20 protein-coding genes and 1 pseudogene are annotated in these 24,487 nt (G+C 67.8%); 8 read left to right on the top strand and 13 right to left on the bottom strand.

Features of this window, described 5'->3' with window-relative positions:
* The first annotated feature begins 32 nt into the window (after positions 1 to 32).
* Together NNZ72_RS17550 and guaD are read left to right on the top strand one after the other, a co-directional pair.
* Positions 33 to 1,265 carry a urate hydroxylase PuuD gene (locus NNZ72_RS17550; RefSeq protein ID WP_257316721.1) on the top strand — a complete coding sequence of 411 codons (1,233 nt, stop codon included), beginning with the start codon at positions 33 to 35 and terminating at the stop codon, positions 1,263 to 1,265.
* A 4-nt stretch (positions 1,266 to 1,269) separates the two neighbouring features.
* Complete coding sequence (gene guaD / locus NNZ72_RS17545; RefSeq protein ID WP_257316720.1) at positions 1,270 to 2,577, top strand: guanine deaminase; 1,308 nt, start codon at positions 1,270 to 1,272, stop codon at positions 2,575 to 2,577.
* A gap of 82 nt (positions 2,578 to 2,659) precedes the next feature.
* On the opposite strand, the gene NNZ72_RS17540 is transcribed toward guaD, so the two are convergent.
* The 4 genes from NNZ72_RS17540 to puuE form a co-directional block, all read right to left on the bottom strand.
* On the bottom strand, positions 2,660 to 5,029 hold the full coding sequence (locus NNZ72_RS17540) for a cadherin domain-containing protein (protein WP_257316719.1): 2,370 nt from the start codon (positions 5,027 to 5,029) through the stop codon (positions 2,660 to 2,662).
* Positions 5,030 to 5,318: 289 nt separating this feature from the next.
* Entirely contained in the window at positions 5,319 to 5,819 is a 501-nt protein-coding gene (locus NNZ72_RS17535; protein WP_257316717.1) for an ureidoglycolate lyase, read from the bottom strand.
* Position 5,820: 1 nt separating this feature from the next.
* Positions 5,821 to 6,318 carry a 2-oxo-4-hydroxy-4-carboxy-5-ureidoimidazoline decarboxylase gene (gene uraD / locus NNZ72_RS17530; protein WP_257316716.1) on the bottom strand — a complete coding sequence of 166 codons (498 nt, stop codon included), beginning with the start codon at positions 6,316 to 6,318 and terminating at the stop codon, positions 5,821 to 5,823.
* The gene (puuE, locus tag NNZ72_RS17525; protein WP_257316715.1) at positions 6,315 to 7,244 is read right to left on the bottom strand and encodes an allantoinase PuuE; all 930 of its coding nucleotides are present in this window, start codon (positions 7,242 to 7,244) and stop codon (positions 6,315 to 6,317) included. Before puuE ends, uraD begins: the two co-directional genes overlap by 4 nt.
* Positions 7,245 to 7,385: 141 nt before the next feature.
* Between puuE and NNZ72_RS17520 the strand changes: the two genes are divergently transcribed.
* Positions 7,386 to 7,754 (top strand): PRC-barrel domain-containing protein, encoded by a 369-nt coding sequence (locus tag NNZ72_RS17520; protein WP_257316801.1) that lies wholly within the window; start codon positions 7,386 to 7,388, stop codon positions 7,752 to 7,754.
* 6 nt (positions 7,755 to 7,760) lie between these two features.
* Here NNZ72_RS17520 and NNZ72_RS17515 read toward each other — a convergent pair whose 3' ends face one another.
* On the bottom strand, positions 7,761 to 8,930 hold the full coding sequence (locus NNZ72_RS17515; RefSeq protein WP_257316714.1) for an NAD(P)/FAD-dependent oxidoreductase: 1,170 nt from the start codon (positions 8,928 to 8,930) through the stop codon (positions 7,761 to 7,763).
* Between NNZ72_RS17515 and mnmC2 the strand changes: the two genes are divergently transcribed.
* Positions 8,929 to 9,663 (top strand): tRNA (5-methylaminomethyl-2-thiouridine)(34)-methyltransferase MnmC2, encoded by a 735-nt coding sequence (gene mnmC2, locus NNZ72_RS17510; RefSeq protein ID WP_257316713.1) that lies wholly within the window; start codon positions 8,929 to 8,931, stop codon positions 9,661 to 9,663. The genes NNZ72_RS17515 and mnmC2 overlap by 2 nt on opposite strands.
* 4 nt (positions 9,664 to 9,667) lie before the next feature.
* Here the strand turns inward: mnmC2 and NNZ72_RS17500 are convergent, their stop codons facing one another.
* From NNZ72_RS17500 to NNZ72_RS25540, 3 genes are all read right to left on the bottom strand, one after another.
* Positions 9,668 to 13,249, bottom strand: coding sequence for a PAS-domain containing protein (locus tag NNZ72_RS17500; RefSeq protein WP_371747779.1), 3,582 nt, complete (start codon positions 13,247 to 13,249; stop codon positions 9,668 to 9,670).
* Positions 13,250 to 13,388: 139 nt separating this feature from the next.
* Entirely contained in the window at positions 13,389 to 13,838 is a 450-nt protein-coding gene (locus tag NNZ72_RS17495) for a host attachment protein (protein ID WP_257316712.1), read from the bottom strand.
* A gap of 3 nt (positions 13,839 to 13,841) precedes the next feature.
* On the bottom strand, positions 13,842 to 13,952 hold the full coding sequence (locus NNZ72_RS25540) for a cytochrome c3 family protein (protein WP_371747781.1): 111 nt from the start codon (positions 13,950 to 13,952) through the stop codon (positions 13,842 to 13,844).
* 319 nt (positions 13,953 to 14,271) lie between these two features.
* Between NNZ72_RS25540 and NNZ72_RS17490 the strand changes: the two genes are divergently transcribed.
* A complete protein-coding gene (locus NNZ72_RS17490; RefSeq protein ID WP_257316711.1) occupies positions 14,272 to 15,636 on the top strand; it encodes a DEAD/DEAH box helicase in 1,365 nt (454 codons plus the stop codon).
* Positions 15,637 to 15,821: 185 nt separating this feature from the next.
* On the opposite strand, the gene NNZ72_RS17485 is transcribed toward NNZ72_RS17490, so the two are convergent.
* On the bottom strand, positions 15,822 to 16,712 hold the full coding sequence (locus NNZ72_RS17485) for a DMT family transporter (RefSeq protein WP_257316709.1): 891 nt from the start codon (positions 16,710 to 16,712) through the stop codon (positions 15,822 to 15,824).
* A 288-nt stretch (positions 16,713 to 17,000) separates the two neighbouring features.
* Between NNZ72_RS17485 and NNZ72_RS17480 the strand changes: the two genes are divergently transcribed.
* Genes NNZ72_RS17480 through NNZ72_RS17470 form a run of 3 tightly spaced genes read left to right on the top strand, consistent with a single transcriptional unit; the run spans position 17,001 to position 20,174 of the window.
* Positions 17,001 to 18,410 carry a circularly permuted type 2 ATP-grasp protein gene (locus tag NNZ72_RS17480; protein ID WP_257316708.1) on the top strand — a complete coding sequence of 470 codons (1,410 nt, stop codon included), beginning with the start codon at positions 17,001 to 17,003 and terminating at the stop codon, positions 18,408 to 18,410.
* Positions 18,411 to 18,414: 4 nt separating this feature from the next.
* Entirely contained in the window at positions 18,415 to 19,356 is a 942-nt protein-coding gene (locus NNZ72_RS17475; RefSeq protein WP_257316707.1) for an alpha-E domain-containing protein, read from the top strand.
* Positions 19,353 to 20,174 (top strand): transglutaminase family protein, encoded by an 822-nt coding sequence (locus NNZ72_RS17470; RefSeq protein ID WP_257316706.1) that lies wholly within the window; start codon positions 19,353 to 19,355, stop codon positions 20,172 to 20,174. The genes NNZ72_RS17475 and NNZ72_RS17470 overlap by 4 nt, the downstream gene beginning before the upstream one ends.
* Before the next feature lie 34 nt (positions 20,175 to 20,208).
* On the opposite strand, the gene NNZ72_RS17465 is transcribed toward NNZ72_RS17470, so the two are convergent.
* The 4 genes and pseudogenes from NNZ72_RS17465 to NNZ72_RS17450 all read right to left on the bottom strand — a co-directional run.
* Complete coding sequence (locus tag NNZ72_RS17465; RefSeq protein ID WP_257316705.1) at positions 20,209 to 20,910, bottom strand: hypothetical protein; 702 nt, start codon at positions 20,908 to 20,910, stop codon at positions 20,209 to 20,211.
* Between the two features lie 193 nt (positions 20,911 to 21,103).
* On the bottom strand, positions 21,104 to 22,849 hold the full coding sequence (gene araD, locus NNZ72_RS17460; RefSeq protein WP_257316704.1) for an L-arabinonate dehydratase: 1,746 nt from the start codon (positions 22,847 to 22,849) through the stop codon (positions 21,104 to 21,106).
* Positions 22,850 to 22,899: 50 nt separating this feature from the next.
* A complete protein-coding gene (locus tag NNZ72_RS17455) occupies positions 22,900 to 24,333 on the bottom strand; it encodes an aldehyde dehydrogenase family protein (RefSeq protein WP_257316703.1) in 1,434 nt (477 codons plus the stop codon).
* 18 nt (positions 24,334 to 24,351) lie between these two features.
* A pseudogene (locus NNZ72_RS17450) lies at positions 24,352 to 24,487 on the bottom strand (GguC protein); the annotation flags it as partial.

The raw sequence follows: 24,487 nt of genomic DNA, 5'->3' as shown, positions 1-24,487 counted from the left end.
CTCGCAATGTGCGGGAAACAGGGAACCGCCCGATGTACGAATATGCCATAGCCTGGGAGTGGCTGACCTTCGCCGTGCGCTGGCTGCACGTCGTCACCGCCATCGCCTGGATCGGCTCCTCCTTCTATTTCATCGCCCTCGACCTCGGCCTGGTGAAGCGGTCGCACCTGCCGCCCGGCGCCCACGGCGAGGAATGGCAGGTGCACGGTGGCGGCTTCTATCACATCCAGAAATACCTGGTGGCGCCGGCGGCGATGCCGGAGCATCTCACCTGGTTCAAGTGGGAGAGCTATGCGACGTGGCTCTCCGGCTTCGCGCTCCTCTGTCTCGTCTACTACGGCGGCGCGGAGCTGTTCCTGATCGACCGCGGCGTGCTCGACGTGCCGGCCCCGGCGGCGGTCGCGATCTCGCTCGCCTCGCTTGCCGTCGGCTGGCTTCTCTACGACCTCCTCTGCAGGTCGCCGCTCGGCAGGAACACCTGGGGCCTGATGGCGCTTCTCTACGCCGTGCTCGTCGCCATGGCCTGGGGCTACACGCAGCTCTTCACCGGCCGCGCCGCCTTCCTGCATCTCGGCGCCTTCACGGCGACGATCATGTCGGCCAACGTCTTCTTCGTCATCATCCCCAACCAGAAGATCGTCGTCGCCGACCTGATCGCCGGCCGCACGCCCGACCCGCGGCTCGGCGGCGAGGCCAAGCAGCGCTCGCTGCACAACAACTACCTGACGCTGCCCGTCATCTTCTTCATGCTGTCGAACCACTATCCGCTCGCCTTCGCGACGGCCTTCAACTGGGTCATCGCCGCCCTCGTCTTCCTGATGGGCGTCACCATCCGCCACTGGTTCAACATCACCCACGCCCGCAAGGGCCGGCCGACCTGGACCTGGCTTGCGACGGCGCTCCTCTTCGTCCTGATCATCTGGCTTTCCACCGCGCCGAAGGTGCTGACCGGCGAGACGGCGGACGCGGGCCTTTCCCCGGCCGCCGGACGCTTCGCGGCGAACGGCCATTTCCCGGCCGTGCGCGACCTCGTCTCCGCCCGCTGCTCGATGTGCCACGCGGCCGAGCCGGTGTGGGAGGGCCTGCGCGCCGCGCCGAAGGACGTGATCCTCGAAAGCGACGCGGACATCGCCCGGCATGCCCGCGAGATCTATCTCCAGGCCGGCCGCAGCCGCGCCATGCCGCCCGGCAACCTCACCGGCATGACAGCCGGGGAGCGCGCGCTCGTCGCCGCCTGGTTCGAGACCGCCGTGGAAGGAGGCTGATCCCATGACCGCAATGCTCGTCCGCGCCCGCCTCCTCTCCTTCCTGCGCCGTCCGCAGGCGGTCGACGACCGTAGCAGCTACCGCTACGAGGAGGACGGCGGCCTGCTCGTCGAGGACGGCAGAATCGTTGCCTTCGGCCCCTATGCGGACGTGCGCGCCGGCGCATCCGGCGACGTGGAGGAGATCGACCACCGCCCGCATCTCGTGCTCCCCGGCCTCGTCGACACGCACCTGCATTTCCCCCAGATGCAGGTGATCGGCGCCTATGCCGCCGACCTCCTCGAATGGCTGAACACCCACACGTTCCCCGAAGAATGCCGCTTCGTCGAAAGCGCGCACGCCGCCCGCATCGCCCGGCATTTCTACGACGAGCTGATCCGCCACGGCACGACGACGGCGGCGGCCTTCTGCTCCGTGCACAAGGCCTCGGCCGATGCCTATTTCGCCGAAGCGCTCGCCCGCGGTATGTGCATGGTCGGCGGCAAGGTAATGATGGACCGCAACGCCCCGCAGGGCCTCACCGACACGCCCGGGACCGGCTATGACGAGACGCGCGCGGTGATCGCCGAGTGGCACGGCAAGGGCCGCAACCACGTCGCCATCACGCCCCGCTTCGCCATCACCTCGACGCCCGCGCAGATGGATGCGGCGGCGGCGCTCGCCCGCGAGTTCCCGGACCTGCACATCCAGACCCATCTTTCGGAGAACCACGACGAGATCCGCCTCACGGCCGAGCTCTATCCGGACGCCCTCGACTATACCGACGTCTACGCCCGCTACGGCCTGCTCGGCCCGAAAAGCCTGTTCGGCCACTGCATCCATCTCTCCGAGCGCGAGGCGGACGCGATGAGCGAGGCGGGCGCCGTCGCCGTCCACTGCCCGACCTCCAACCTCTTCCTCGGCTCCGGCCTCTTCGCGCTCAAGGCCTTCATGCGGCGAGAGAAGCCGCTGCGCGTCGGCCTCGCCACGGACGTCGGCGGCGGCACGAGCTATTCGATGCTGAAGACGCTGGACGAGGCCTACAAGATCCAGCAGCTCTTGGGCGAGCGGCTGAACCCGCTGGAGAGCTTCCACCACATGACGCTCGGCAATGCCGAGGCGCTCTCGCTCGCCGACCGGATCGGCACGCTGGAACCGGGCACCGACGCCGACTTCGTCGTGCTCGACGCCGCCGCCACGCCCGCCATGGCGCTGCGGATGGAGGTCGTCCGCTCGCTCGCCGACGAGCTCTTCCTGCTCCAGACGCTCGGCGACGACCGCGCCGTGCGCGAGACCTACGTGGCCGGCAGGGCGATGAAGAGCCGGCTTTGAACGAGACGGGCCGCAGCACCCGTTGGATGCTGCGGCCCTACATTCGCAACAGCCACCGTCACGCCGGCAGCCCGAAAGACGATCAGAGCAGGAAGTCGCTCTGCGAGAGCGTGTGGTGTCCGGACAGGTTCACCGCAAAGTCGGCCTTGCCGTCGCCATCCAGATCCGCCTCGATGACCGTCTTGCCACCGTCGATCCGATAGGCAAGCTCGCCCGCCTTGCTGCTGAAGTCGTCATCACCGATGAAGGAGAACTTCTGCGTGCCCGAGACCGTGCTGTCGGCATCGAAGCCCGAGAGGTCAATGCGGTCGCCGGCTTTGCCGTTGAAGTCGTAGATCGTATCACGCCCGGAAGCCTTCACCGTCGATTCGCCGGCGGCGAGGAAGATGAAGGTATCGGAACCCGAGCCGCCATAGAGCTTGTCGGCGCCGTTGCCGCCATAGAGCCTGTCGGCACCGCTTTCGCCCTTGAGGATGTCGTTGCCTGCGCCGCCCTTCAGCAGATCGCTGCCGGAACCGCCGTAGAGCTTGTCGTTGCCGAAGCCGCCGGTCAGCGAATCCGAGCCGGACTCGCCATAGAGCACGTCGTTGCCGGTGCCACCATCGAGCGTGTCGTTGCCATTCCCGCCATAAAGCTTGTCATCGCCGCTGCCACCGTAGAGCTTGTCGGCCCCACGGTCGCCGTACAGCCTATCCTTGCCCGCACCGCCATAAAGGGTGTCTCTGCCGGAGTCGCCATAAAGCGTGTCATTGCCCGAGTCGCCGTAGAGCTTGTCGGCACCGCTACCGCCGAAAAGCTTATCCGTGCCGCTGCCGCCCCGAACGGTATCATTGCCCGAGCTGCCATAAAGCGTGTCGCTACCCGAGTCGCCGTAGAGCTTGTCGTTACCGCTGCCGCCGGAGATCTTGTCGTTGCCGGTGCCGCCACGCAGCGTGTCGTTGCCACCGAAGCCATAGAGCTTGTCGTTGCCGCTGCCGCCGGAGATCTTGTCGACGCCCTTGCCGCCGTAAAGCTTGTTGGCGCCCTTCGTTCCGACCACGACGTCAACGACGTCCGTAACGCCGATATTGACCGTGCGGGTGGTGCTCAGGCCGCCGTTGTCGGTCGCGACCAGCGTCACGCTGTGGTTCCTCAGCGTCTCGTAGTCGAGTTCCTTGGCGACGACGAGGTTGTTGCCGACGATCTTGAAGCTCTTCGAGGAGCCCGCCGCCAGGCTATAGCTGACTTTGTCGCCCGCATCGACGTCCGATGCCGAGATCTTGCCGACGACGGTTCCGACCTTGACGTTCTCCTTGACCTTGGTCTTCGAGATCTTGAGGTCGAACGGCTTCTCGTTGACGTCCGTCACATCGATGGTGAACGTCTTGATGGACTTGTTGCCATCCGCGTCGCTCACTTCCACTTCGATGTCGTGCGACTTCGCCGTCTCGTAATCCGCACCCTTCTTGACGACCAGCTTGTTGCCGCTGATCGCGAAGAAGTCGCTGGCCTTGGCGAGCTTGTAGGTCAGGGCATTCGAGTTGCCGTCGGGATCGACCGCGGAAAGCAGGCCCACGACGGCCCCGACCGCTGCATTCTCTGCGACGCTCGTCTTGGAAAGTGCAAGGTTACCCGGCGTGGTGGCGATGTTGACTTCTACACCATCATCGAAGAGGACGAGTTCGATGTTCGTCAGCGTTGCGGTCCACTCCTCACCGATCACGGAGAAGCTCGCGCCGTTGTTGACGATGTCGAAATCGGCGATCTTGCCGTCGACGACGAACTTGTCTGCATCGCCTCCGGTACCGCCGTCGACAACGTCGTTACCGCCGCGACCCTCGATGACGTCGTCGCCGGTCGTACCGACATATATGTCGTCGCCGGTCGTGCCGATGAAATGCTGATTGTATGTTGCAAGGAAAGCGTAGATGTTCGCGACGTTGCCCGCCGTGGAACCGGCGCCCGCAATCCAAGTCATCAACGCATTCACCGCATTGAAACCCGGGTCGTTGAGATCGGTGGAGAGATTCGTACCGTCACCACGTGCGATATCGATATCGAGATCCGTGATCACCAGTCCCGGTGCTACTCCGCTCGCCAGCCCGGTGGTTCCGCCGGATGTGGCTGGCAGATTGGTAGTGCCCTCGACATAAGTGCCGAAATTGATTTTGTCGATGGTGCCGTCATAGGCGCCGTGCTGACCATAGCGGTAGGAATACCCGAAGTTGTCCGTCTCGCCTCCGCCCAGAGCTTCCATCAGCACGTAGTTGGAGCCGTCGACAAGAGACGCGCCATAGCGATACCCGGCCTGAACGCCCCCGGAGGTAACGCCAGGGGTCGCACCGAAGAAGGTTCTCGTGCTGGATCCCAGGTCCTGGAAATAGGTGTTGAGAAATGTGTTGTAGTTGAACACTTCACCGGTGGCGGGAGCCAATGCCGAGGCATCTATGACGATAGTTTTTCTTTCGGCCATGTCGCGGTCTCCTAAACTGATCGGGAGGTCCGGCCCTCGGCCTCCCATGCCAATCTCCTCGCCGACCGATGGCCGGCGCCCGGCGTGGCTCCGCGTCAAGGCTCCCGAAGACACGGCAATAGCCTTCCGCACCGCCTTCGGCGGTCGGTTTCAGTCTTCGGATTTGCGGTTTGACGAGAAAAGCCAGCCCTGCGGTTCGTTTAGGAAACATGAACCATGGAGTCAAGATAAAAAACTAGACCTTTTCGCGAAAGTTATATTCGGGCCGGCAATGCCCGCAATGCGGGTCTCAGGGGCCGTCGATGACGAAGGGTTTCTCGAAGAAATGCTCCTCCAGATTGACGCCGCCGCCGAGGCGGTCGACGACGAGGAAGTCGCTCGGAGCGCCGACCGCGATCAGCGGATGGTGCCAGACGTTGCGGCGGTAGTTGACGCCCTGCCTGCCGCCGGCGCGGAAGACCTGCGGGCGGCCGGGCCGGCCGCCCTCGTCCTCGGAAACCACCACCAGCCAGGGCCGGTCGTCGATCGGCGAGAAGCTCTGGCTGCCGAAGGGATGGCGCTCCATCATGTCCACCCGGTAGGGAAAGGCGCGCGGGCTGCCGCGGAAGATGTTGACGATCACCCGCGCGTCCTCGCCCACGGCCTCCGCCTCGGCGAGCGCATGGTAGCGCTCGGTCGTGCCGCCGTTGATGAGCCGCATCGAGGCGGGATCGGCCTCGATCACGATGCCGAAGGGAGCGAAGGCCTCCCGCGTCAGCGGGCGGATCGCAAGCCGCTCGAGATCCTGCATGTCATTCTCCGGGGATGAGGGCCTGCAGACGCAGGCGCGCGATGCGCTCCACCTCCGCCTTGGCCGTTTCGAATTCCTGCTCGGCGTCGTTGCCGATGCGCCGCTCGAAGGCGGCGAGGATGTCGTCCTTCGTCAGCCCCTTCACCGCGATGATGAAGGAAAAGCCGAATGTCTCCGTGTAGGCCGCGTTGAGCGCGGTGAAGCGCGCATGCTCCTGCGGCGTCAGCCGGTCGAGGCCTGCGCCTGCCTGCTCCCTGCGGCTGTCCTCGGTGAGATTGCCGGCGATCGCCAGCCTTCCGGCGAGGTCCGGATGGGCGCGGAGCACGCCGTGCTGCTCCTCGCGCGAGGCCGCGCGGAATTCGGCGACGAGCGCCGCATGGATGCCGTCGGCCGTCAGCGGCGGGACGATCCGGCCGGCGTCGAGCGCGCGCTCGGCGATGAAGGGCGAATGCTCGAAGACGCCGCCGAAGCGGGCGAGGAAATCCCGCCGGTCGATCATGCGGCACCCTGCCTGTCCGGATGATGGCGCTCGATCCAGTGGCGGGCGATGTCGATGCGCCGCGGCACCCAGACCTTCTCGTGGCCGAGCACGTAGTCGACGAAGCGGGCGAGCGCCGCCGTCCGGCCCGGCCGGCCGACGAGCCGGCAGTGGAGGCCGACGTTCAGCATCTTCGGGCTGCCTTCCCTGCCCTCCTGGTAGAGCACGTCGAAGGCGTCCTTGAGATAGGCGAAGAACTGATCGCCCGAGTTGAAGCCCTGCGCGGTCGCGAACCGCATGTCGTTGGTTTCGAGCGTGTAGGGGATGATCAGGAAAGGCCTGCCGTCGAGGCCCGGCACGAAATAGGGCAGGTCGTCGGCATAGGAATCGGAGGAATAGACGAAGCCGCCCTCCTCCATGACGAGCCGCAGCGTGTTGGCGGACGGCTTGCCCTGGTACATGCCGAGCGGGTGCGATCCCGTCAGTTCCTTGTGCAGCCGCACGGCCTCGCCGATGTGGCGGCGTTCCTCCTCCTCGGGGCAATCCCTGTATTCCAGCCAGCGGTAGCCGTGGCTGGCGATCTCCCAGCCCACCTCCTTCATGGCGGCGACGGCCTCCGGATTGCGCGCCATGGCGAGCGTCACGCCGTAGACGGTAACGGGAACGCCGCGTCCGGTGAAGAGACGCCACAGCCGCCAGAAGCCGGCGCGCGACCCGTATTCGTAGATCGATTCCATGTTGAGGTTGCGCTGGCCTGGCCAAGGCTGCGCGCCGACGATCTCCGACAGCAGGCATTCGGAGGCCGGGTCGCCGTCGAGGATGCAGCTCTCGCCGCCTTCCTCGTAGTTGACGACGAACTGGACGGCGATGCGCGCGTCGCCCGGCCAGCGCACGACGGGCGGATTGCGGCCGTAGCCGACGAGGTCGCGCGGATAGGTCCCTGCCATGTAGCCTCCTCCGGTTTCGCCCGAACGGTAGCATCCACGGACGGAAAGTCGAGTTGAATCTGACGCATAGGCCGCAACGCGGAACCATCGCAGGGCGGCCGCGTTTTCCTCCCATCGCAACGCAAGGAGAACCTCATGGTCATGCAGGACGCAAACATCCACGAGACCCACGACCTCATCGCCAGCGACAAGGTCGAGGGCACCAGCGTCTACGGCGCCGACGGCAAGCACATCGGTTCCGTCGAACGCGTCATTCTCGAAAAGCGCAGCGGCCGCGTCGCCTATGCTGTGCTGAGCTTCGGCGGCTTCCTCGGCATCGGCCACGATCACTACCCGCTGCCCTGGGGCAAGCTGAACTATGACGAAAGCCTCGGCGGCTACCGCGTCGACGTGACGAAGGAGCAGGTCGAGAACGCTCCGCATTACGAAAGCGGCGCGGAATACGAGTGGAACCGCCGCAACGGCAAGCTGATCAACGACTACTACGGCGTTCCGCCCTACTGGATGTAAGGCGGATCAGCCCCGGTCCGCTTCGAGAAGGTGGGCCTCGACCCGGAAGGAGGGCGGCACGTCTGCGGGCGTTCCGCCCTCCAACCCGTTCACGACCGCGCGCGCCAGCGCATGGGCGAGCCCGAAGCTCACCTTGAAGCCGCCGGTCATCAGGTGGATGCGGGCATGGTCCGGATGACGGCCGACCATCGGATCGCGGCCGATCGCCTTCGGCCTCAGGCCCGCCCAGCGCTCGGCAACGGGCGCATCGCCGAGAAGCGGCGCCATCGCCCGCGCCCGCGCGATCAGGTCGTCCAGCTGCGCGTCCGTGGCAAAGGGATCGTCGAAACGATTCTCGCTGGTGCTGCCCACGGCAGCGAATCCGCCGTCGTGCGGCACGATGTAGAGCCCGTCGCTGAAGAGCACCGGCAGGGCCGGATCGATATCCGCCCTGAGCAGCGCCGCCTGCCCCTTCACCGCCATGCCGACCGGCCGTTTCGGCGGCGGGCCGAGCGCCGAGACGAGGTCGAAGCTTGCAACTCCCGCCGCCAGCACGCAGTCGCCGAAGGCGAGCCTGCCGCCGTCCGCGAAATGCGCGACGCCCGCCGCCGGATCGAACCGGACAAGCGCCGTTCCCTCGCGCACGGAAACGTTCGGCAGACGGGCGAGGCCTGCCGCGAGCGCGGCGGCGAGGCCGCGCGGCGAGAGGCGGGCGGAAAGCCGGTCCCGCACCAGCCCGTTCTCCATCGCTGCGGCCGCGGGCCAACCCGCGACGGGCGCAGCGTCCAGCACCTCGAAGGAGAACGGCCCCCAGACCGCCTCGGCGTCCCGCGCATGGCCGAGCGCGATGTCGCGGTGGTGCGGGCGCGGCAGCGGCATCAGCCGACCGCATCGCCGGTAACCGGCCGAAAGCCCGGTCTCGGCCTCCAGCACCGCGATCTCCCGCTCGAGAGAAACGAGCGCGTCGAACTGGAAGGCCTTCTTGGCGTTCCAGTGGTCCGGCAGATGCGGCATCAGTGCGCCGAGCAGCCCGCCGCTCGCCCCGGCACCGATGCGCGCACGCTCGACGAGGCACACGGAAAGGCCGCGGCGCCCGGCGAAGAGCGCCGTCCACAGCCCCATGACGCCGCCGCCAACGACGAGCACGTCCACGGCCGGTTGACCGGCGGCCTTCGCGCGACTATCGGCATTCGCCATGGCTGAGCAAGATCCTGAAACGACGGAAGAGACCGGGGCGCCCCTCGAGTGGCCCCTCGATTGGCATGAGGGCGATATGCCCTATTCCCGCGCCTTTGACGACCACTTTTATTGTCGCAGCGACGGCCGGCTGGAATGCGGCCATGTCTTCCTCGCCGGCAACGACCTGCCTGCCCGCTGGCAGCGGCCGGGCCCGTTCCGCATCGGCGAGCTCGGCTTCGGCACCGGCCTCAATCTCTGCGAGACCTGGCGGCAATGGCGCATAACCGCGCCCGAGGGCGCGCGCCTGCATTTCACGTCCTTCGAGCGCTTCCCGATGGCGCGGGCCGACATCGCGCGGGCGCTGTCGCGCTGGCCGGAGATCGCCCGGGAACGCGCCGCGCTCGTCGAACGGTGGCCAGACGCGCCCGCCGGCCGGGTGGAGATCGCGCTCGACGAGCACGTGCGCCTGACGGTCGTCTGCGGCGCGGCGCTCGACGGCCTCGCCCGCGAGGCGGAGGCCTTCGACGCCTGGTATCTCGACGGCTTCGCGCCGTCGCGCAATCCGGACATGTGGTCGGCCGCGCTGATGGCCGAGGTCTTCCGCCTCGCCGTCCCGGGCGGGCGCTTCGCGACCTATGCGGCGGCAGGGTTCGTGCGCCGCAATCTCGCCGCGGCGGGGTTTGCGGTGGAGCGGCGGCCCGGGTTCGCGGGCAAGCGCGAGATGCTGTGCGGGGCGCGGCCCGCCGCCTGAGCGCTCAGATGCCCTGGCCGGCGAGCACGGCCGCCTTTTCCCGCTTCAGCCAGCGGGTCAGCTTCTCCTCCAGCCGGTCGATGCTGATCGGCTTGGTCAGGTGGTCGTCCATGCCGGCGGCCCGGCAGGCCTCCCGGTCCTCGTCCAGCGCATGGGCCGTCACGGCGATGATCGGCACGCGGCTGCCGCTGCCGCTTTCGATCTCGCGGATCGCGCGGCTCGCCTGCAGCCCGTTCATCACCGGCATGGAGATGTCCATCAGGACGACGCGCGGCCGGTCCGACCGGAACGCCTCGACGGCCTCCGCACCGTTGCCGACGAGCCGGAAGCTGAGGCCGAGGCCTTCGAGAAGCTGCGTGAAGAGGATCTGGTTGACCTCGTTGTCCTCGGCGACGAGCACGTCGCAGCCGGCGGCCGCCTGCGGCGCGGCATGGGCCGCCGGCGGCCTGAGCGGCAGGACGTTGTTGTCGGAAGGGGCACGGGCGGGCTGAGCGGTCTTGTGCCCGCGCGCGGCGCGCACCACCTCGGCGACGGTCTCGCGCAGCAGGTTGGCGCGCACCGGCTTCATCAGATGCGCCTGGATGTCGTGCGAGGCGAGCAGCCGGTCGCCCGCCGGCAGGTTCATCGAGGTCAGCACCACGAGCGAGACGTCGGCCGTCGCCGGGCTCTGCCTCAGCGTGCGCACGAAGGCGTCGCCGCCCGGCTGGTGGTCGAAGATGACCGCATCGACCCTGACGCCGACGTCGGCGGCCGCGGCGAGCACCGCGAGCGCCTCGGCGAACGAGCCGACCGCCGTCGCGTCGAAGCCCCAGTCGCCGAGAAGATCGTGGGCGGCCTTGCGCGCGACCGGATGCGGATCGACGACGAGGACGCGCGCGCCCGGCACCGGTGCCGCCGCAAGGCGCGGCGGCAGCGCGGCGCTCGCCAGCGCCATCGGCAGGCGCACGGTGAAGACCGATCCCGCGCCCACCTCGCTTTCGGCCGAAAGCGTGCCGCCGAAGAGCCGCGTCAGCCCGTCGGTGATGGCAAGGCCGAGCCCCGTGCCCTCGTGCCGGCGCGTGGAGGACGTGTCGACCTGGGAGAACTTCTCGAAGATGGAGGCCATCTTGTCGGCGGGGATGCCGGCGCCGGTGTCCTCGACGCGGATGACGACCTCCACCCGCCCGTCGTCGAGCGGGCCCGCCGCAAGCTCGATCAGCACATGGCCGCGGTCGGTGAACTTCACGGCGTTGCCGACGAGGTTGGTGACGATCTGGCGGAAGCGCCCGGCGTCGCCCATGACGGCCGCGGGCATCTGCGCCGCTCCCCTGACGACGAGCTCGATGTCCTTCTCCGCCGCCTTGGCCGAAAGCAGCGTGGCGACGTCCTCGATCGCCTCCACCGGGCTGAAGGCGACGTCGCGCAGCACCATCTGGCCGGCGTCGATCTTGGAGAAGTCGAGGATGTCGTTGATGATCGTCAGAAGCGCGTTGCCCGACTTCACCATGATGTCGATGAAGGTCTTCTGGCGCGTATCGAGGCTGGACTTCGCAAGCAGCTCCGCCATGCCGAGCACGCCGTTCATCGGCGTGCGGATCTCGTGGCTCATGTTGGCGAGGAACTCGGACTTCGCCTTGTCGGCCGTCTCGGCGCGCACGACCAGCCGGCGCAGTTCCTCCTCGCGGTTCTTGAGGTCGGTGATGTCGGTGAAGACGAGCACGTTGCGGCCGCGGCTCGTCGGCGTCACGTCGAGCCGCACCCAGCGCTCGCGGCCGCTGAAGAGCGTCAGCGAGACGGTCTCGCCGGTGAGCAGGACGGTGTCGAACTCCTCCGCCTCGACGAGCCGTTCGCCGACATAGCCGCAGACGCCGCGGTCGATGCAGTCCTGCAGGATGTCGGAGACCGCCGTGCCCGGCTGCAGGAGGTGCGGCGGCATGGCGATCATGTTCGACAGCGCCTCGTTGGAGAGCACCACCCGGCCGTCCTCGATGATGAGCAGGCCCTGGCTCATGGAGGAGACGGCATCCTTGACGAGGCTGCCGACCTCCTCGAGGGCGCTGCGCGTCTCCAGCACCTCGCGCTCGCGCTCGCGCCGCTCGGTGATGTCGATATAGGTGAGCAGGCAGCGGCCGCCCGAAATGGGCGCGCCCGCCTCGATCAGGGTGCGGCCGTTGGCATAGGCGACCTCCCGCACCGGCAGCGCGCCGGCGCGGATGCTGCAGAGCCGCTCTTCGAAGCATTGCCCGCCGCAGGGCGCCTCGCCCTCCCCGCAGGTGCCGCCCTGCTGCTCCTGGAAGCGCAGAAGCTCGCCGAAGGGCCGGCCCTTCATCGCCGGCAGCGCGCCGGCCCAGAGCGTCTGGAAGGCGCCGTTGACCAGCTCGATCGTGCCCATCTCGTCAACGACGACGATGCCGACGGGCAGCGATTCGACGATGCTTTCGAGGTCGGACCGGATCGACTCGGCCTCGCGCCGCGCCTCGATCAGCTGGTCCTCCCGCTTGCGCAGGACCGTCGTGTCGGTGACGGAGCCGATCAGATAGTGCCTCTCGTCGAGCGTCGTGACGCGGGAGATCCGCGAGATCGTCGGCACCAGCGTGCCGTCCGGCCGGCGGAAGCTCGTTTCGGTCTGCAGGAGCTTGCCGGTGTCGAGCACCGACTGGTTGTAGGCCTGCAGCTCCCTTCCCTGCCCCGGATAGCTCTCCGTCGGCGTCCGGCCGATGAGGTCGTCGGCGGTCCGGCCGGTCAGGTCCATGAAGGCGCGGTTGGCGAAGACCAGCCGCATCGCCTCGTCGCGCACGAAGCTCGCCACCGGCAGCTCGTCCAGCAGCGCGCGGTAGAGGCTGATCTCCTGCGAATGCTCGCGCAGGCGCCCCTCGTGCTCCTTGAGCGCCGTCACGTCCACCCGCAACGCCACCAGCGTCCTGTCCGGCCGCCTCTGGGTGACGAGGCGCATCCAGCCCGTGGGCGTGCGGCTGACGCTTTCGAAAAGCGGCAGCTCGTAATGCTCGAGCCGCGCCGCGATCCAGGCCGCGCGCGGCTCGTCCGGCGCGCCGCAGGTCTCCAGGTCGTAGAGCGCGTCCACGATCTCCCGCAGCTCGACCGGCCCCTCCGCCCGCGCGCCGACGAGCTGGCGATAGAAGTCGCGCATGCTCGCATTGGCGTAGCGCAGGCGGTTCCCGGCGTCGAACACCGCCACGCCCGCCCCCATCGCATCGAGCGCCTCCTCGACGGCGCTGCCGGGGGATTCCGCGCGGGGATTCGCATTGGCGGCGGCGGGGACGAACAGGCCGGTCAGCACCGTGCAGTCGCCGGAAAGGCGCTCGCGCCTGAGCAGGACGTCGAAGCCGTCGTCGTGGCGGACCTGCTCGCCGCCGCCGAAGATCAGGCAGCGGCGCTCGCGCTCGTCGATGTCGTGAAAACCCGGCGCCATGCCCGCGTCGGCGGCGCAAAGACCGGTCATGTCGTCCGGCTCGCGGCCGAAGAGACGGGCATAGGCCGCGTTGACCACGAGATAGCGCAGGTCGCCCGTCTTCGCATAGGCCGGATGCGGATGCTCCCGGACGCGCGCTGAGATGGCTGCCAGCAATTCGTCTTGTCTTTCAACCACGCCAGGCATTCCCGAAAGGGACCACGGAAGGGAATTCTACCCCTCCGGGAGTACCATCGATGGCTGAACGGATGGTTAAGGTTTCGTTGCGGATACCGGCCGCCCTCCCGTAGCGGGACGGCGGCCGGGCGCGGGCCGGTCAGGCCTCGAACATGATGGCGCGCACGGAAGCGATCAGCTTGTCCGTCGGCAGGTTGGTGAAGTTCTTGTCGATCTCGGCGGCCGTCAGCGTGCGGGTGCGTTCCGACAGCTTGGCGCGCAGGTCGCCGAGCGTCTGCGGCGCGGCGCAGAGCACCAGCCGGTCGAAGTTCCCGTCGGCGGCGTAGCCGTCGATGCGCTCGGCGACCTCGGCGGCGAACTTCTGCTGCTCCTCGCGCACCGGATCGCTCGAATATTCCATCGCCGAGCGGCCGTAGCCGACCGAGGAATGGCTGCGGCCGGGCTTGTCCGCCATGATGTCCTGCGCCTTCTTGACCTCGCAGCTGAAGACTTCCTGCTCGGGGTTCTGTTGTCCGTCCTTGAGCAGGTTGACGCCCTTGAGCAGGCGGGCCTGGTTGCCGTCGGCGGCGAGAATCCATGTAGAGGTCATGTTTCACTCCCGTAGCGAGGTTGCTGTTCGTTGTGCGGGGAAAAATCCGCGACGCAAGCATCCGACAGGATTGTGGCAGGATGCGCATTGACCCAACGCAACAGGCCCGGACAGGTTCCTGCGTCAGCCCCCGCGAAAACTGCCGCTTGACTTTTGCCCGTGAAAGGACGACATGAGCCTCGCAAGCGTCGCCCTTCGGCCGCCGCGTGAGCGAGCCCAGCGATTTCCCGGAACGGGACGCGAAGAAGGAAAAGCGCAAGAGACAGACCTGCCATGGACGGCGGGCTGCGCTGACGACGGCAACCAACCACAAGTTCCCAATTCACGCGGGGTTCTTGACGCCAGACGAAACCGGACGCGCATGGTGCGCGCCGGCCCGAAGCAGTTTTCTGTGCTCGGGAAAGTCGTCCGGCGCCCCGAAAGGTATGACATTTTGACCACGTTCCACGACCTCGGCCTCTCGAAGACCATCGTCGCCACGCTTTCCGCCCTCGGCTTCGCCAAGGCGACTCCCATTCAGGAAAAGGCCATCCCGCTCGTCCTCGAAGGCTCCGACCTGATCGGCCTCGCCCAGACCGGCACCGGCAAGACCGCCGCCTTCGGCCTGCCGATGATCGAGAAGCTGATGGCAGACAGCCGCCGGCCCGACCCGCGCAACATCCGCGCCCTCATCCTCGCGCCGACCCGCGAGCTGGTGAACCAGATCGCCGACAACCTGCGCGACTTCGTCAAGAAGACGCCGCTGCGCGTCGTCACCGTCGTCGGCGGCGCCTCGATCAACAAGCAGACGGAAATGCTGTCGCGCGGCACCGACATCCTCGTCGCCACGCCCGGCCGCCTGCTCGACCTCGTCGCCCGCAAGGCCGTGACGCTGACGCAGGCGCGCTATCTCGTCCTCGATGAGGCCGACCAGATGCTCGACCTCGGCTTCATCCACGACCTGCGCAAGATCTCCAGGCTCGTGCCGAAGAACCGCCAGACGCTGCTCTTCTCCGCGACCATGCCGAAGCTGATCGCCGAGCTCGCCGGCGAATACCTCGTCAACCCGAAGAAGGTCGAGGTGACGCCCCCCGGCAAGGCCGCCGACAAGGTCGAGCAGTACGTCCACTTCGTGCCCGGCAAGGACCAGAAGACGCAGATCCTCAAGCAGACGCTCACCGCCAATCCGGACGGCCTGTCGCTCGTCTTCTCGCGTACCAAGCACGGCGCCGAGAAGCTGATGAAGCATCTCGATCAGGTCGGCTTCAAGGCCGCCTCGATCCACGGCAACAAGAGCCAGGGCCAGCGCGAGCGCGCGCTCAAGGCCTTCCGTGACGGCGAGGTGCGCGTGCTCGTCGCCACCGACGTCGCCGCCCGCGGCATCGATATCCCCGGCGTCACCCACGTCTACAACTACGACCTGCCGGAAGTGCCGGACGCCTATGTCCACCGCATCGGCCGTACCGCCCGCAACGGCCGCGACGGCATCGCGATTGCCTTCTGCGCGCCGGACGAGGCGCACCTGCTGCGCGACATCGAGAGGCTGATGGGCATCTCGATTTCGGTCGCGAGCGGCGAGGCCCCGGTCGCCATGCCCGGCCCCGGCGGCAAGTCGCGCAAGGGCCGCGGCGGCCAGCGTCCGCCGCGCCAGGCGCAGACCCAGCAGGCAAAGGGCGAGCGCGCCCACGGCCGCCCGCAGCAGAAGCAGGGCGAACGCCAGAACCGCAACCACGGTGGCGGCAACGGCCAGCCCGCCCGCCCGCACCGCAGCCGCCGCCCCCGGCCGGAAGGCCAGGGCCAGCGCCGCGAGCAGGCGTGACGCGATAGACCGTCTGCGATTGCGACGGGCCAGCGGCCCCTCATCCCGCTGCCGCGATCTTCTCCCCGCAAGCGGGGAGAAGGGATATGCCGCGCCGTTTTCCTAATTTCCCGGAAACCTTCGTCAAGTTCCCTTCTCCCCGCTTGCGGGGAGAAGGGCCGGCAGGCGGATGAGGGGCGCCTATCTCACTCCGCGGGCGGCGCCGGCTGGCCCTTGCGGTTGGTGAGGTAGACGCCGATGACGACGATCACCGTGCCGAGGATCATCGGCAGCGTCAGCGCCTCGCCGAAGATGGCTGCGGCCTGGAGCGCCGCGATCGGCGGCACGAGATAGATGAGGGACGCCGCCCGCGATACCTGCCCGCGCCGGATGAGGTAGAGAAGCAGCAGGATCGCCCCCATCGAGATGCCGAGCACCGACCAGGCGAGCAAGGCGAGGAAGCCGATCCCCCAGTCGACATGGAAGGTCTCCAGCGCCAGCGCGAAAGGCAGCGTGACGATCAGCGCGCCGCCGTATTGCAGCGTGGCGATGGCGCGGATGTCGCCGGTGTGCAGGTGCTGCTTCTGGTAGATCGTGCCGTAGGTGACGGCCGCCATGCCGAGCACGTTGACGAGGACGGCGAAGACCGGGACGGCTTCCGGCCCGCCGCCGAAGAGTTTCGGCAGGACGGCGATCATGACGCCGAGGAAGCCGAGGCAAATCCCCGCCTTCTGCGCCCCCGACAGCCGCTCGCCGATGAAGAAGGGGGCGGCGAGCGCCGTCATCAGCGGCTGGAGGGCGGCGATGATCGAGGAGAGCGCCGCCGGCACGCCCTCGCCGATCGCCCACCAGACGGCGCCGAGATAGGCGCCGTGCAGGAAGGCGCCCGAGACGACGGCATGCACGATCGTGCGCATGTCGCGCGGCCATGGAGCGCGGGCGGAAAGACAGAGGCCGGCAAACAGCACCGCGGCCGCCACGTAGCGGATGACGAGGAAGGTCAGCGGTTCCGAGACGATCGCGCCGAACTTGGCGACGACCCAGCCCGTCGACCAGAGCAGGACGAAGATGGCCGGAGCCAGGCGATCGAGGGACATGGGCGCTCCGCGCTTCGACAATCGGTGCGCGAGCGATAGGCGCGCCGTCGCCCGTGGTCAAAGCAATTCTCCTGAACCTTAGGTTCAGCGCCGGGCGGGCCTGCCCAAAGCTTGGGCATCTGCCGCCGGGACGGTCGGCGCGCCCGCGCCCGAATCGCGCCGGAATCGCTCTTCCGGGCGCTTCCGCCCCCTCCCAAAGCGGTATGAGAAATCTTCGCCGGCGATTGTCATGGTTCTTGCATTGCCTCTAACGTTGTACTCAAATGGCGAAAAATGGGGAACACGCCTTTGGCATTCGATGAAATGATGAGTGCGGACTCCGGTCCGCGGCAGCCCTATCAGAACTACCATGAATGGTACGCCGCGCAGGACAGGAACGGCCTGATCGCAAAATCGAGGGAAGCCGAGAACCTCTTCCGCAAGACCGGCATCACCTTCGCAGTCTACGGCCACGCCGACTCCGCCGAGAAGCTCATCCCCTTCGACATCATCCCCCGCATCATCTCCGGCCGCGAATGGCGCCGCCTCGCCCAGGGCATCGAGCAGCGGGTGATCGCGCTCAACGCCTTCCTCGACGACATCTACCACAAGCAGGAGATCATCAAGGCCGGCCGCATCCCCTATGAGCTGATCGCCCGCAACGTCGCCTTCCTGCCGCAGATGATCGGCTTCAAGCCGCCGGGCGGCGTCTATACCCACATCGTCGGCACCGATATCGTGCGCACCGGCGAGGACCAGTTCTACGTGCTGGAGGACAATGCCCGCACGCCGTCCGGCGTTTCCTACATGCTGGAGAACCGGGAGACGATGATGCAGATGTTCCCGGAGCTCTTCCACCAGAACCGCGTGCGGCCGGTGGAGGACTATCCGAAGCTGCTCCGCCAGAGCCTCGCCTCGCTCGCCCCGCCCGGCTGTTCCGGCAAGCCGCGGGTCGCCGTGCTCACCCCCGGCATCTTCAACTCCGCCTATTACGAGCACGCCTTCCTCGCCGACAACATGGGCGTGGAGCTGGTCGAGGGCTCGGATCTGCGCGTCATCGACGGCCGGGTGAAGATGCGCACGACGCGCGGCTACGAGGCGATCGACGTGCTCTACCGCCGCGTCGACGACGACTTCCTCGATCCCTTGACCTTCCGCCCGGATTCCTGCCTCGGCATCCCCGGCATCATGGACGTCTACAAGGCCGGCAACATCACCATCGCCAACGCGCCTGGCACCGGCATCTCCGACGACAAGGCGATCTATTCCTACATGCCGGAGATCGTCGAGTTCTATACCGGCCGCAAGGCGCTCCTGGAAAATGTGCCGACCTGGCGCTGCTCGGAGGCCGACAGCCTGAAATACGTGCTGGAGCATCTCGAAGAGCTGGTGGTGAAGGAGGTGCACGGCTCGGGGGGCTACGGCATGCTGGTCGGCCCCACCGCCAGCCGCAAGGAGCGCGCCGCCTTCGCGGAAAAGCTCCGGGCGCGGCCGGGCAACTACATCGCCCAGCCGACGCTGTCGCTCTCCACCGTGCCGATCCTCGTCAACAAGGGTATCGCGCCACGGCACGTCGACCTCCGGCCCTACGTGCTCGTCTCCGACAAGGTGCAGATCATCCCCGGCGGGCTCACCCGCGTGGCGCTGAAGGAAGGCTCGCTGGTGGTCAATTCCAGCCAGGGCGGCGGCACCAAGGACACCTGGGTGCTGGAGGACTGACGCGATGCTCGGACGGACCGCAAACGGCCTCTACTGGATGTTCCGCTACATCGAGCGCGGCGAGAACATCGCCCGCCTCATCGACGCGGGGCTGCGCGTCGCGCTGACCCGCACCGGTCCGAGCGACGACGACTGGGACGGCGTGCTGCAGAGTGCGGGCGTGCGCGCGGATTTCGACGCCGTCCACGGCACGCTCACCAGCGCCGACGCCATCGACTACCTGCTGCGCGACCACGCCAACCCGTCGAGCGTGATGTCCTGCATCGAGGCGGCGCGCAACAACGCCCGCATGGTGCGCACGGCGCTGACCCGCGAGACCTGGGAGGCGACGAACGAATGCTGGATCGAGCTGAAGCGCATGCTCGCCAAGCGCGTGCGCGCCGCCGACATGCCGGAGGTGATCGACACGATCAAGCGCCGCACCGGCCTCATCCGCGGCGCCTTCCACGGCACGATGCTGCGCGACGACGTCTACAACTTCGCCCGCATCGGCTCCTCGATCGAGCGGGCCGACAACACCGCCCGCATCCTCGACGTGAAATATTACGTGCTCTTGCCGGCGATCTCCCATGTCGGCTCCTCGCTCGACAACCTGCAATGGGAATCGATCCTGCGCTCGGTCTCGGCGCACCGCTCCTACAGCTGGGTCTATGACGGCGACTACACCGCCTCCAACATCGCCGACTTCCTGATCCTCAACGAGCGCATGCCGCGCTCGCTCGCCTACAGCTACGACAAGATCGTCAGCAATCTCGGCTATCTCGCCGAGCTCTACGGCGAGACCCACGCCGCCCACGAGACCGCCTCGACGACGCTGACGCTGCTTCGAAGCCTCAGCATCGGCGAGATCATGGAACAGGGGCTCCACGAGTTCATCGAGGAGTTCATCGCCCACAACAACCGGCTCGGCGGAGAGATCTCCGAGGGCTACAGGTTCTACCGATGAGACTGAAGATCAGCCACACGACCGAATATCGCTACGCCGATCCCGTGCAGTATTCGCTGCAGCGGCTGCGGCTGACGCCGAGGAACCAGCCCGGCCAGATCGTCCGCGACTGGCGGACGACCGTGCACGGCGCTCATGTCGAGGTCGGCTATACCGATCATTTCGGCAACCATGTCGACCTCGTCAGCACCGACGCCGAGCAGGTGGTAATCCGCATCGTCGCCGAGGGCGAGGTGGAGACGGAGGACCGCGCCGGCGTCTTCGGCCCGCACCAGGGCTATGTGCCGCTCTGGCTCTATCTGCGCGAGACGCCGCTGACCAGGGCGGGCAGGCTCGTGCGCGAGCTGGCACGCGCGGCGAGCGGCGACAACGAGCTCGCCCGCATGCATGCGCTGATGGCGGCGATCCACCTCGCCGTCGCCTACCGCCCCGGCGAAACCGCCGCCGACACGACCGCCGAGCAGGCGCTGGAGAAGCGGCAGGGCGTGTGCCAGGACCACGCCCACATTTTCCTCGCCGCCGCCCGCCATCTCGGCATCCCCGCCCGCTACGTCTCCGGCTACCTCTTGATGGAGGAGGCCGAGCAGACGGCGAGCCATGCCTGGGCGGAGGTCCATCTCGAAGGCCTCGGCTGGGTCGGCTTCGACGCCGCCAATAAGATCTGCCCCGACGAGCGCTACGTGCGGCTCGCCACCGGCCTCGACTACAAGGACGCGGCCCCCGTCTCCGGCATGGTGACCGGCCGCACCGACGAGACGCTCGCCGTCTCCATCAAGGTGGAACCGGGCGGCCAGAGCCAGTCGCAGAGCCAGGGGTGACGGCGGCAGCCGCAACCGGCCGCCGCCGCGCGCCTCAGCGGGACGCCGTCTCCAGGAGCCGGCAGAGCTTCACCAGCGCCGCATCGTAGCCGCCGCTGCCGATATCCCGACAGCGCTTGACGAGCTGCGTGCGCTCGCTGCCCGAGAGCTGCGAGAAAGCGCGCAGGACATCGCGGTCGGCCGGGTCGGCCGGATCGCCGTGCCGGTCGTCGTCGCCGGGCGTGCGCGGAACGCGGCGATCCGGGCTGGCGACGGTGTCCTCGTCTCCGAGACCGACGCCCACATCGGCATCGAGGAGGCTGCGGCCGCCGACCGTCGCGCCGACATTGGCTCCAAGCCCGTCCGCACCGCCGACCTTCGCGTTCACATTCGCGTCGACGAGGCCGCTCTCACCGCCGACCTTCGCCGTGGTCCGGGCCTTCACGCCGTCCTGGCCGCCGAGGCCCGCCTTCACGTCGACATCGGCGAGCCCGCGCGAGCCGCCGACATTGGCTTTCGCGTCCGCGTTCAGGCCGTTCCTGCCGCCGACGCTGGCGCCGACATCCGCATCGACGAGCCCCTTGCTGCCGCCGACCCTCGCATCGACGCCGGCCTTTATGCCGCCGACATTCACCCCGACGCCGAGACCCAGGCCGCCGCGCTTGTCGGCCGCCTGCACCGGCATGGCAAGAACCGCCGCCGCCAGCACGACTGCGGGGAACCTGGAGAACGCTACCCGTTTTGATGGTCCGTACATGGAAAACCTCCCATCCAGCGACCGGTCCGGAAGTGGACCGGTATCGCAGAACGAAGGTCGGACGGCGGCCGGCAGTTCCGCCCGCGCGCCGCCGTTCCGGCACGACGGTAAAGGAACTCCTGCGACGCACCGGACCGATGTGCCGTCATGAAACGGCAGCGGGCGCGGCACGCGGGGCCGCGCCCGGAAGGGATCAATGGCTGTCGCGGTCGTTCGGGATCTGCGAACCGCGGGCGCCGACGAGGAAGTCGAGGTCGGCGCCGGTATCGGCCTGCATCACGGTCTTGACGTAGAGGCCGCCGTAGCCGCCGTTGAGCGGCTTCACCGGATTGACCCAGGCCGCGCGGCGGCGGTCGAGCTCTTCCTGCGGGACCTTCAGCTCCAGCCGGCGGGCGGGGATGTCGACCTCGATGATGTCGCCGTTCTCGACCAGCGCCAGCGGGCCGCCGTCGGCGGCCTCGGGTGCCGTGTGCAGGATGACGGTGCCGTAGGCGGTGCCGGACATGCGCGCGTCCGAGATGCGGATCATGTCGGTGATGCCCTTCTTCAGCACCTTGGGCGGAAGCCCCATGTTGCCGACCTCGGCCATGCCGGGATAGCCCTTCGGACCGCAATATTTCAGCACCATGATGCAGGTCTCGTCGATGTCGAGATCGTCGCGGTTGATGCGGGCGTGGTAGTCCTCGATGCTCTCGAAGACGACGGCGCGGCCGGTGTGCCGCATCAGGTGCGGCGAGGCGGCCGACGGCTTCAGCACCGCGCCCTTGGGCGCGAGGTTGCCGCGCAGCACGGCGATGCCGCCCGAACCCGTCAGCGCCCGCTCGACCGGAACGATGACGTCGTCGTTGTAGTTGACCGCGTCCCTGACGCCGTTCCAGATCGTGTCGCCGGTGACGGTGAGCGCGTCCTTGTGCAGGAGGCCCATCTCGCCGACCGCCTTGATGACCACCGGCAGGCCGCCGGCATAGTAGAACTCCTCCATCAGGTACTTGCCGGAGGGCTGCAGATTGACGATGGTCGGCACGTCGCGGCCGAGCCGGTCCCAGTCGTCGAGCGAGAGCTCCACGCCGATACGGCCGGCGAGCGCCAGGAGATGCAGCACCGCATTGGTCGAGCCGCCGACGGCGCCGTTGACGCGAATCGCGTTCTCGAAGGCCTGCTTGGTCAGGATGTCGGAGGGCTTCAGGTCCTCCTTGACCATGTCGACGATGCGCCGGCCGGTGAGCTGGGAAATCACGTTGCGGCGGGCGTCCACAGCGGGGATCGCCGCGTTGCCGGGCAGCGTCATGCCGAGCGCTTCCGCCATCGAGGCCATGGTGGAGGCCGTGCCCATGGTCATGCAGCTTCCGGCCGAGCGCGCCATGCCCTGCTCGGCGTCCATGAACTCCTCCAGCGTCATCTCGCCGGACTTCACCATTTCCGAGAACTGCCAGACGGCCGTGCCGGAGCCGACGTCCTTGCCGCGCCACTTGCCGTTCAGCATCGGCCCGCCGGAGACGAGGATCGCCGGGATGTCGACGGAGGCGGCCCCCATCAGGAGGCTCGGCGTTGTCTTGTCGCAGCCGCCGAGCAGCACGACGCCGTCGATCGGGTTGCCGCGGATCGCCTCCTCGACGTCCATGGCCGCGAGGTTGCGGAACATCATGGCGGTGGGGCGCAGCGTGCTTTCGCCGCAGGAGAAGACCGGGAACTCGACCGGAAAGCCGCCCGCCTCGTAGACGCCGCGCTTCACCCGCTCGGCAAGGTCGCGCAGATGCGCGTTGCAGGGCGTGAGCTCCGACCAGGTGTTGCAGATGCCGATGATCGGCCGCCCGTCGAACGTATCGGCCGGCAGGCCCTGGTTCTTCATCCAGGAGCGGTGCATGATGGCGTTCTTGCCGGTGCCGCCGAACCATTCGTACGACCGCAGCTTACGCGGCCATTCAGCTTTCTTCTTCATCGTCTCAGTCCTCGAAGGGACCGCCCGGACACAGCCGGACGGCCTTTGTCTCACGCCAGCGTGTAGGCGGTCTTGACGGTTGTGTAGAACTCTGCGGCATGGCGGCCCTGCTCGCGCGGGCCGTGGGAGGAGCCCTTGCGGCCGCCGAAGGGCACGTGGAAGTCGACGCCGGCCGTCGGCAGGTTGACCACCACCATGCCGGCCTCCGCGTTGCACTTGAAATGCGTGGCATGCTTCAGGCTCGTCGTGGCGATGCCCGACGAAAGCCCGAACGGCGTGTCGTTGGCGACCGCCAGCGCTTCGTCATAGTCCCTGACCCGGATCACCGCGGCGACCGGCCCGAAGATCTCCTCGCGGGCGATCCGCATCGCGTTCGTCGCCTCGGTGAAGAGCGCGGGGGCAAGATAGAAGCCGGGCGTGCCGCGCGTCAGCAGTTTGCCGCCGAAGGCGAGCCTCGCGCCCTCCTTTCGGCCGATCTCGATATAGTCGGTGTCCTGCTTCAGCTGGCTCTCGTCCACCACCGGGCCGACATGGGTGCCGGCCTTCAGCGCATCGTCGACGACGAGGCCCTTCAGTCGCTCGGCAACGGCGGCGACGAAGCGGTCGTGGATGCCTTCCGTCACGATCACCCGCGAGGCGGCCGTGCAGCGCTGGCCGGTGGAGAAAAAGGCTGAGTTGACCGTCGCCTCGACGGCGACATCGAGGTCGGCGTCGTCCAGCACGACGAACGGGTTCTTGCCGCCCATCTCCAGCTGGAACTTGCGGTTATGCTCGATCGAGGCGGCGGCCACACGTTTTCCCGTGCCGGTCGAGCCGGTAAACGTGATGGCGTCGACGTCGGGGCTGTCGAGGATCGTCTGGCCGACGACCGAGCCCTTGCCCATGACGAGGTTGAGCACGCCCTTCGGCAGGCCGGCGCGCACGAGGATGTCGACGATCGCGTGAGCGCAGCCCGGCACGAGGTCGGCCGGCTTGAAGACGACGGTGTTGCCATAGGCGAGCGCAGGCGCGATCTTCCAGGCGGGGATGGCGATCGGGAAGTTCCAGGGCGTGATGATGCCGACGACGCCGACCGGCTCGCGGGTGATCTCGACGCCGATCCCGGGCCGGACCGAAGGCAGCACCTCGCCGGCAAGCCGCAGCGTCTCACCGGCGAAGAAGTCGAAGATCTGCCCGGCGCGCACCGTCTCGCCGATGCCCTCGGCCAGCGTCTTGCCCTCCTCGCGCGACAAGAGCCGGCCGAGCTCGTCCTTGCGGGCGAGGATCTCGTCGGCGGTCTTCCTCAGGATCGCGTGGCGCTCCAGGATGCCGGAGCGCGACCAGGCCGGGAAGGCGGCCTTGGCCGCGGCGATCGCCGCCGCCGTGTCCCCGGCCGAGGCGCGGGCATATTCCCCTACCACGTCGTTCGTGTCCGACGGGTTGACGTTCCTCACCGCATCGCTGCCGACCCATTCGCCGGCAATCAGGTTCTGGTGGATGGTCATGGCCTCAAGCCTCCTGTCCTACAACTGGCGGATTTCGATCGTCTCCTCCGGCGCCACGGCCAGCGGATTCCTGAGCGGCAGGCCGAAGCCCTCGGCGCCGATCTCGAACACGTCGCCCGCCTCGGTGCGCACGCCGTCGCCGAAGGACAGCGTC

It is taken from the genome of Shinella pollutisoli, from assembly GCF_024609765.1.
Lineage (GTDB): Bacteria > Pseudomonadota > Alphaproteobacteria > Rhizobiales > Rhizobiaceae > Shinella > Shinella pollutisoli.
This window is presented reverse-complemented; position numbering and strand designations above follow the sequence as displayed.

Coding starts and splice junctions, on each gene's coding strand:
- araD (WP_257316704.1), bottom strand. CDS start 22,849: ATGAAGAAGAAAGCTGAATGGCCGCGTAAGCTGCGGTCGTACGAATGG.
- NNZ72_RS17535 (WP_257316717.1), bottom strand. CDS start 5,819: ATGCAGGATCTCGAGCGGCTTGCGATCCGCCCGCTGACGCGGGAGGCC.
- NNZ72_RS17540 (WP_257316719.1), bottom strand. CDS start 5,029: ATGGCCGAAAGAAAAACTATCGTCATAGATGCCTCGGCATTGGCTCCC.
- NNZ72_RS17550 (WP_257316721.1), top strand. CDS start 33: ATGTACGAATATGCCATAGCCTGGGAGTGGCTGACCTTCGCCGTGCGC.
- mnmC2 (WP_257316713.1), top strand. CDS start 8,929: ATGGCTGAGCAAGATCCTGAAACGACGGAAGAGACCGGGGCGCCCCTC.
- NNZ72_RS17515 (WP_257316714.1), bottom strand. CDS start 8,930: ATGGCGAATGCCGATAGTCGCGCGAAGGCCGCCGGTCAACCGGCCGTG.
- NNZ72_RS17520 (WP_257316801.1), top strand. CDS start 7,386: ATGCAGGACGCAAACATCCACGAGACCCACGACCTCATCGCCAGCGAC.
- NNZ72_RS17470 (WP_257316706.1), top strand. CDS start 19,353: ATGAGACTGAAGATCAGCCACACGACCGAATATCGCTACGCCGATCCC.
- puuE (WP_257316715.1), bottom strand. CDS start 7,244: ATGGCAGGGACCTATCCGCGCGACCTCGTCGGCTACGGCCGCAATCCG.
- NNZ72_RS17475 (WP_257316707.1), top strand. CDS start 18,415: ATGCTCGGACGGACCGCAAACGGCCTCTACTGGATGTTCCGCTACATC.
- guaD (WP_257316720.1), top strand. CDS start 1,270: ATGACCGCAATGCTCGTCCGCGCCCGCCTCCTCTCCTTCCTGCGCCGT.
- NNZ72_RS17455 (WP_257316703.1), bottom strand. CDS start 24,333: ATGACCATCCACCAGAACCTGATTGCCGGCGAATGGGTCGGCAGCGAT.
- NNZ72_RS17485 (WP_257316709.1), bottom strand. CDS start 16,712: ATGTCCCTCGATCGCCTGGCTCCGGCCATCTTCGTCCTGCTCTGGTCG.
- NNZ72_RS17465 (WP_257316705.1), bottom strand. CDS start 20,910: ATGTACGGACCATCAAAACGGGTAGCGTTCTCCAGGTTCCCCGCAGTC.
- NNZ72_RS17495 (WP_257316712.1), bottom strand. CDS start 13,838: ATGACCTCTACATGGATTCTCGCCGCCGACGGCAACCAGGCCCGCCTG.
- uraD (WP_257316716.1), bottom strand. CDS start 6,318: ATGATCGACCGGCGGGATTTCCTCGCCCGCTTCGGCGGCGTCTTCGAG.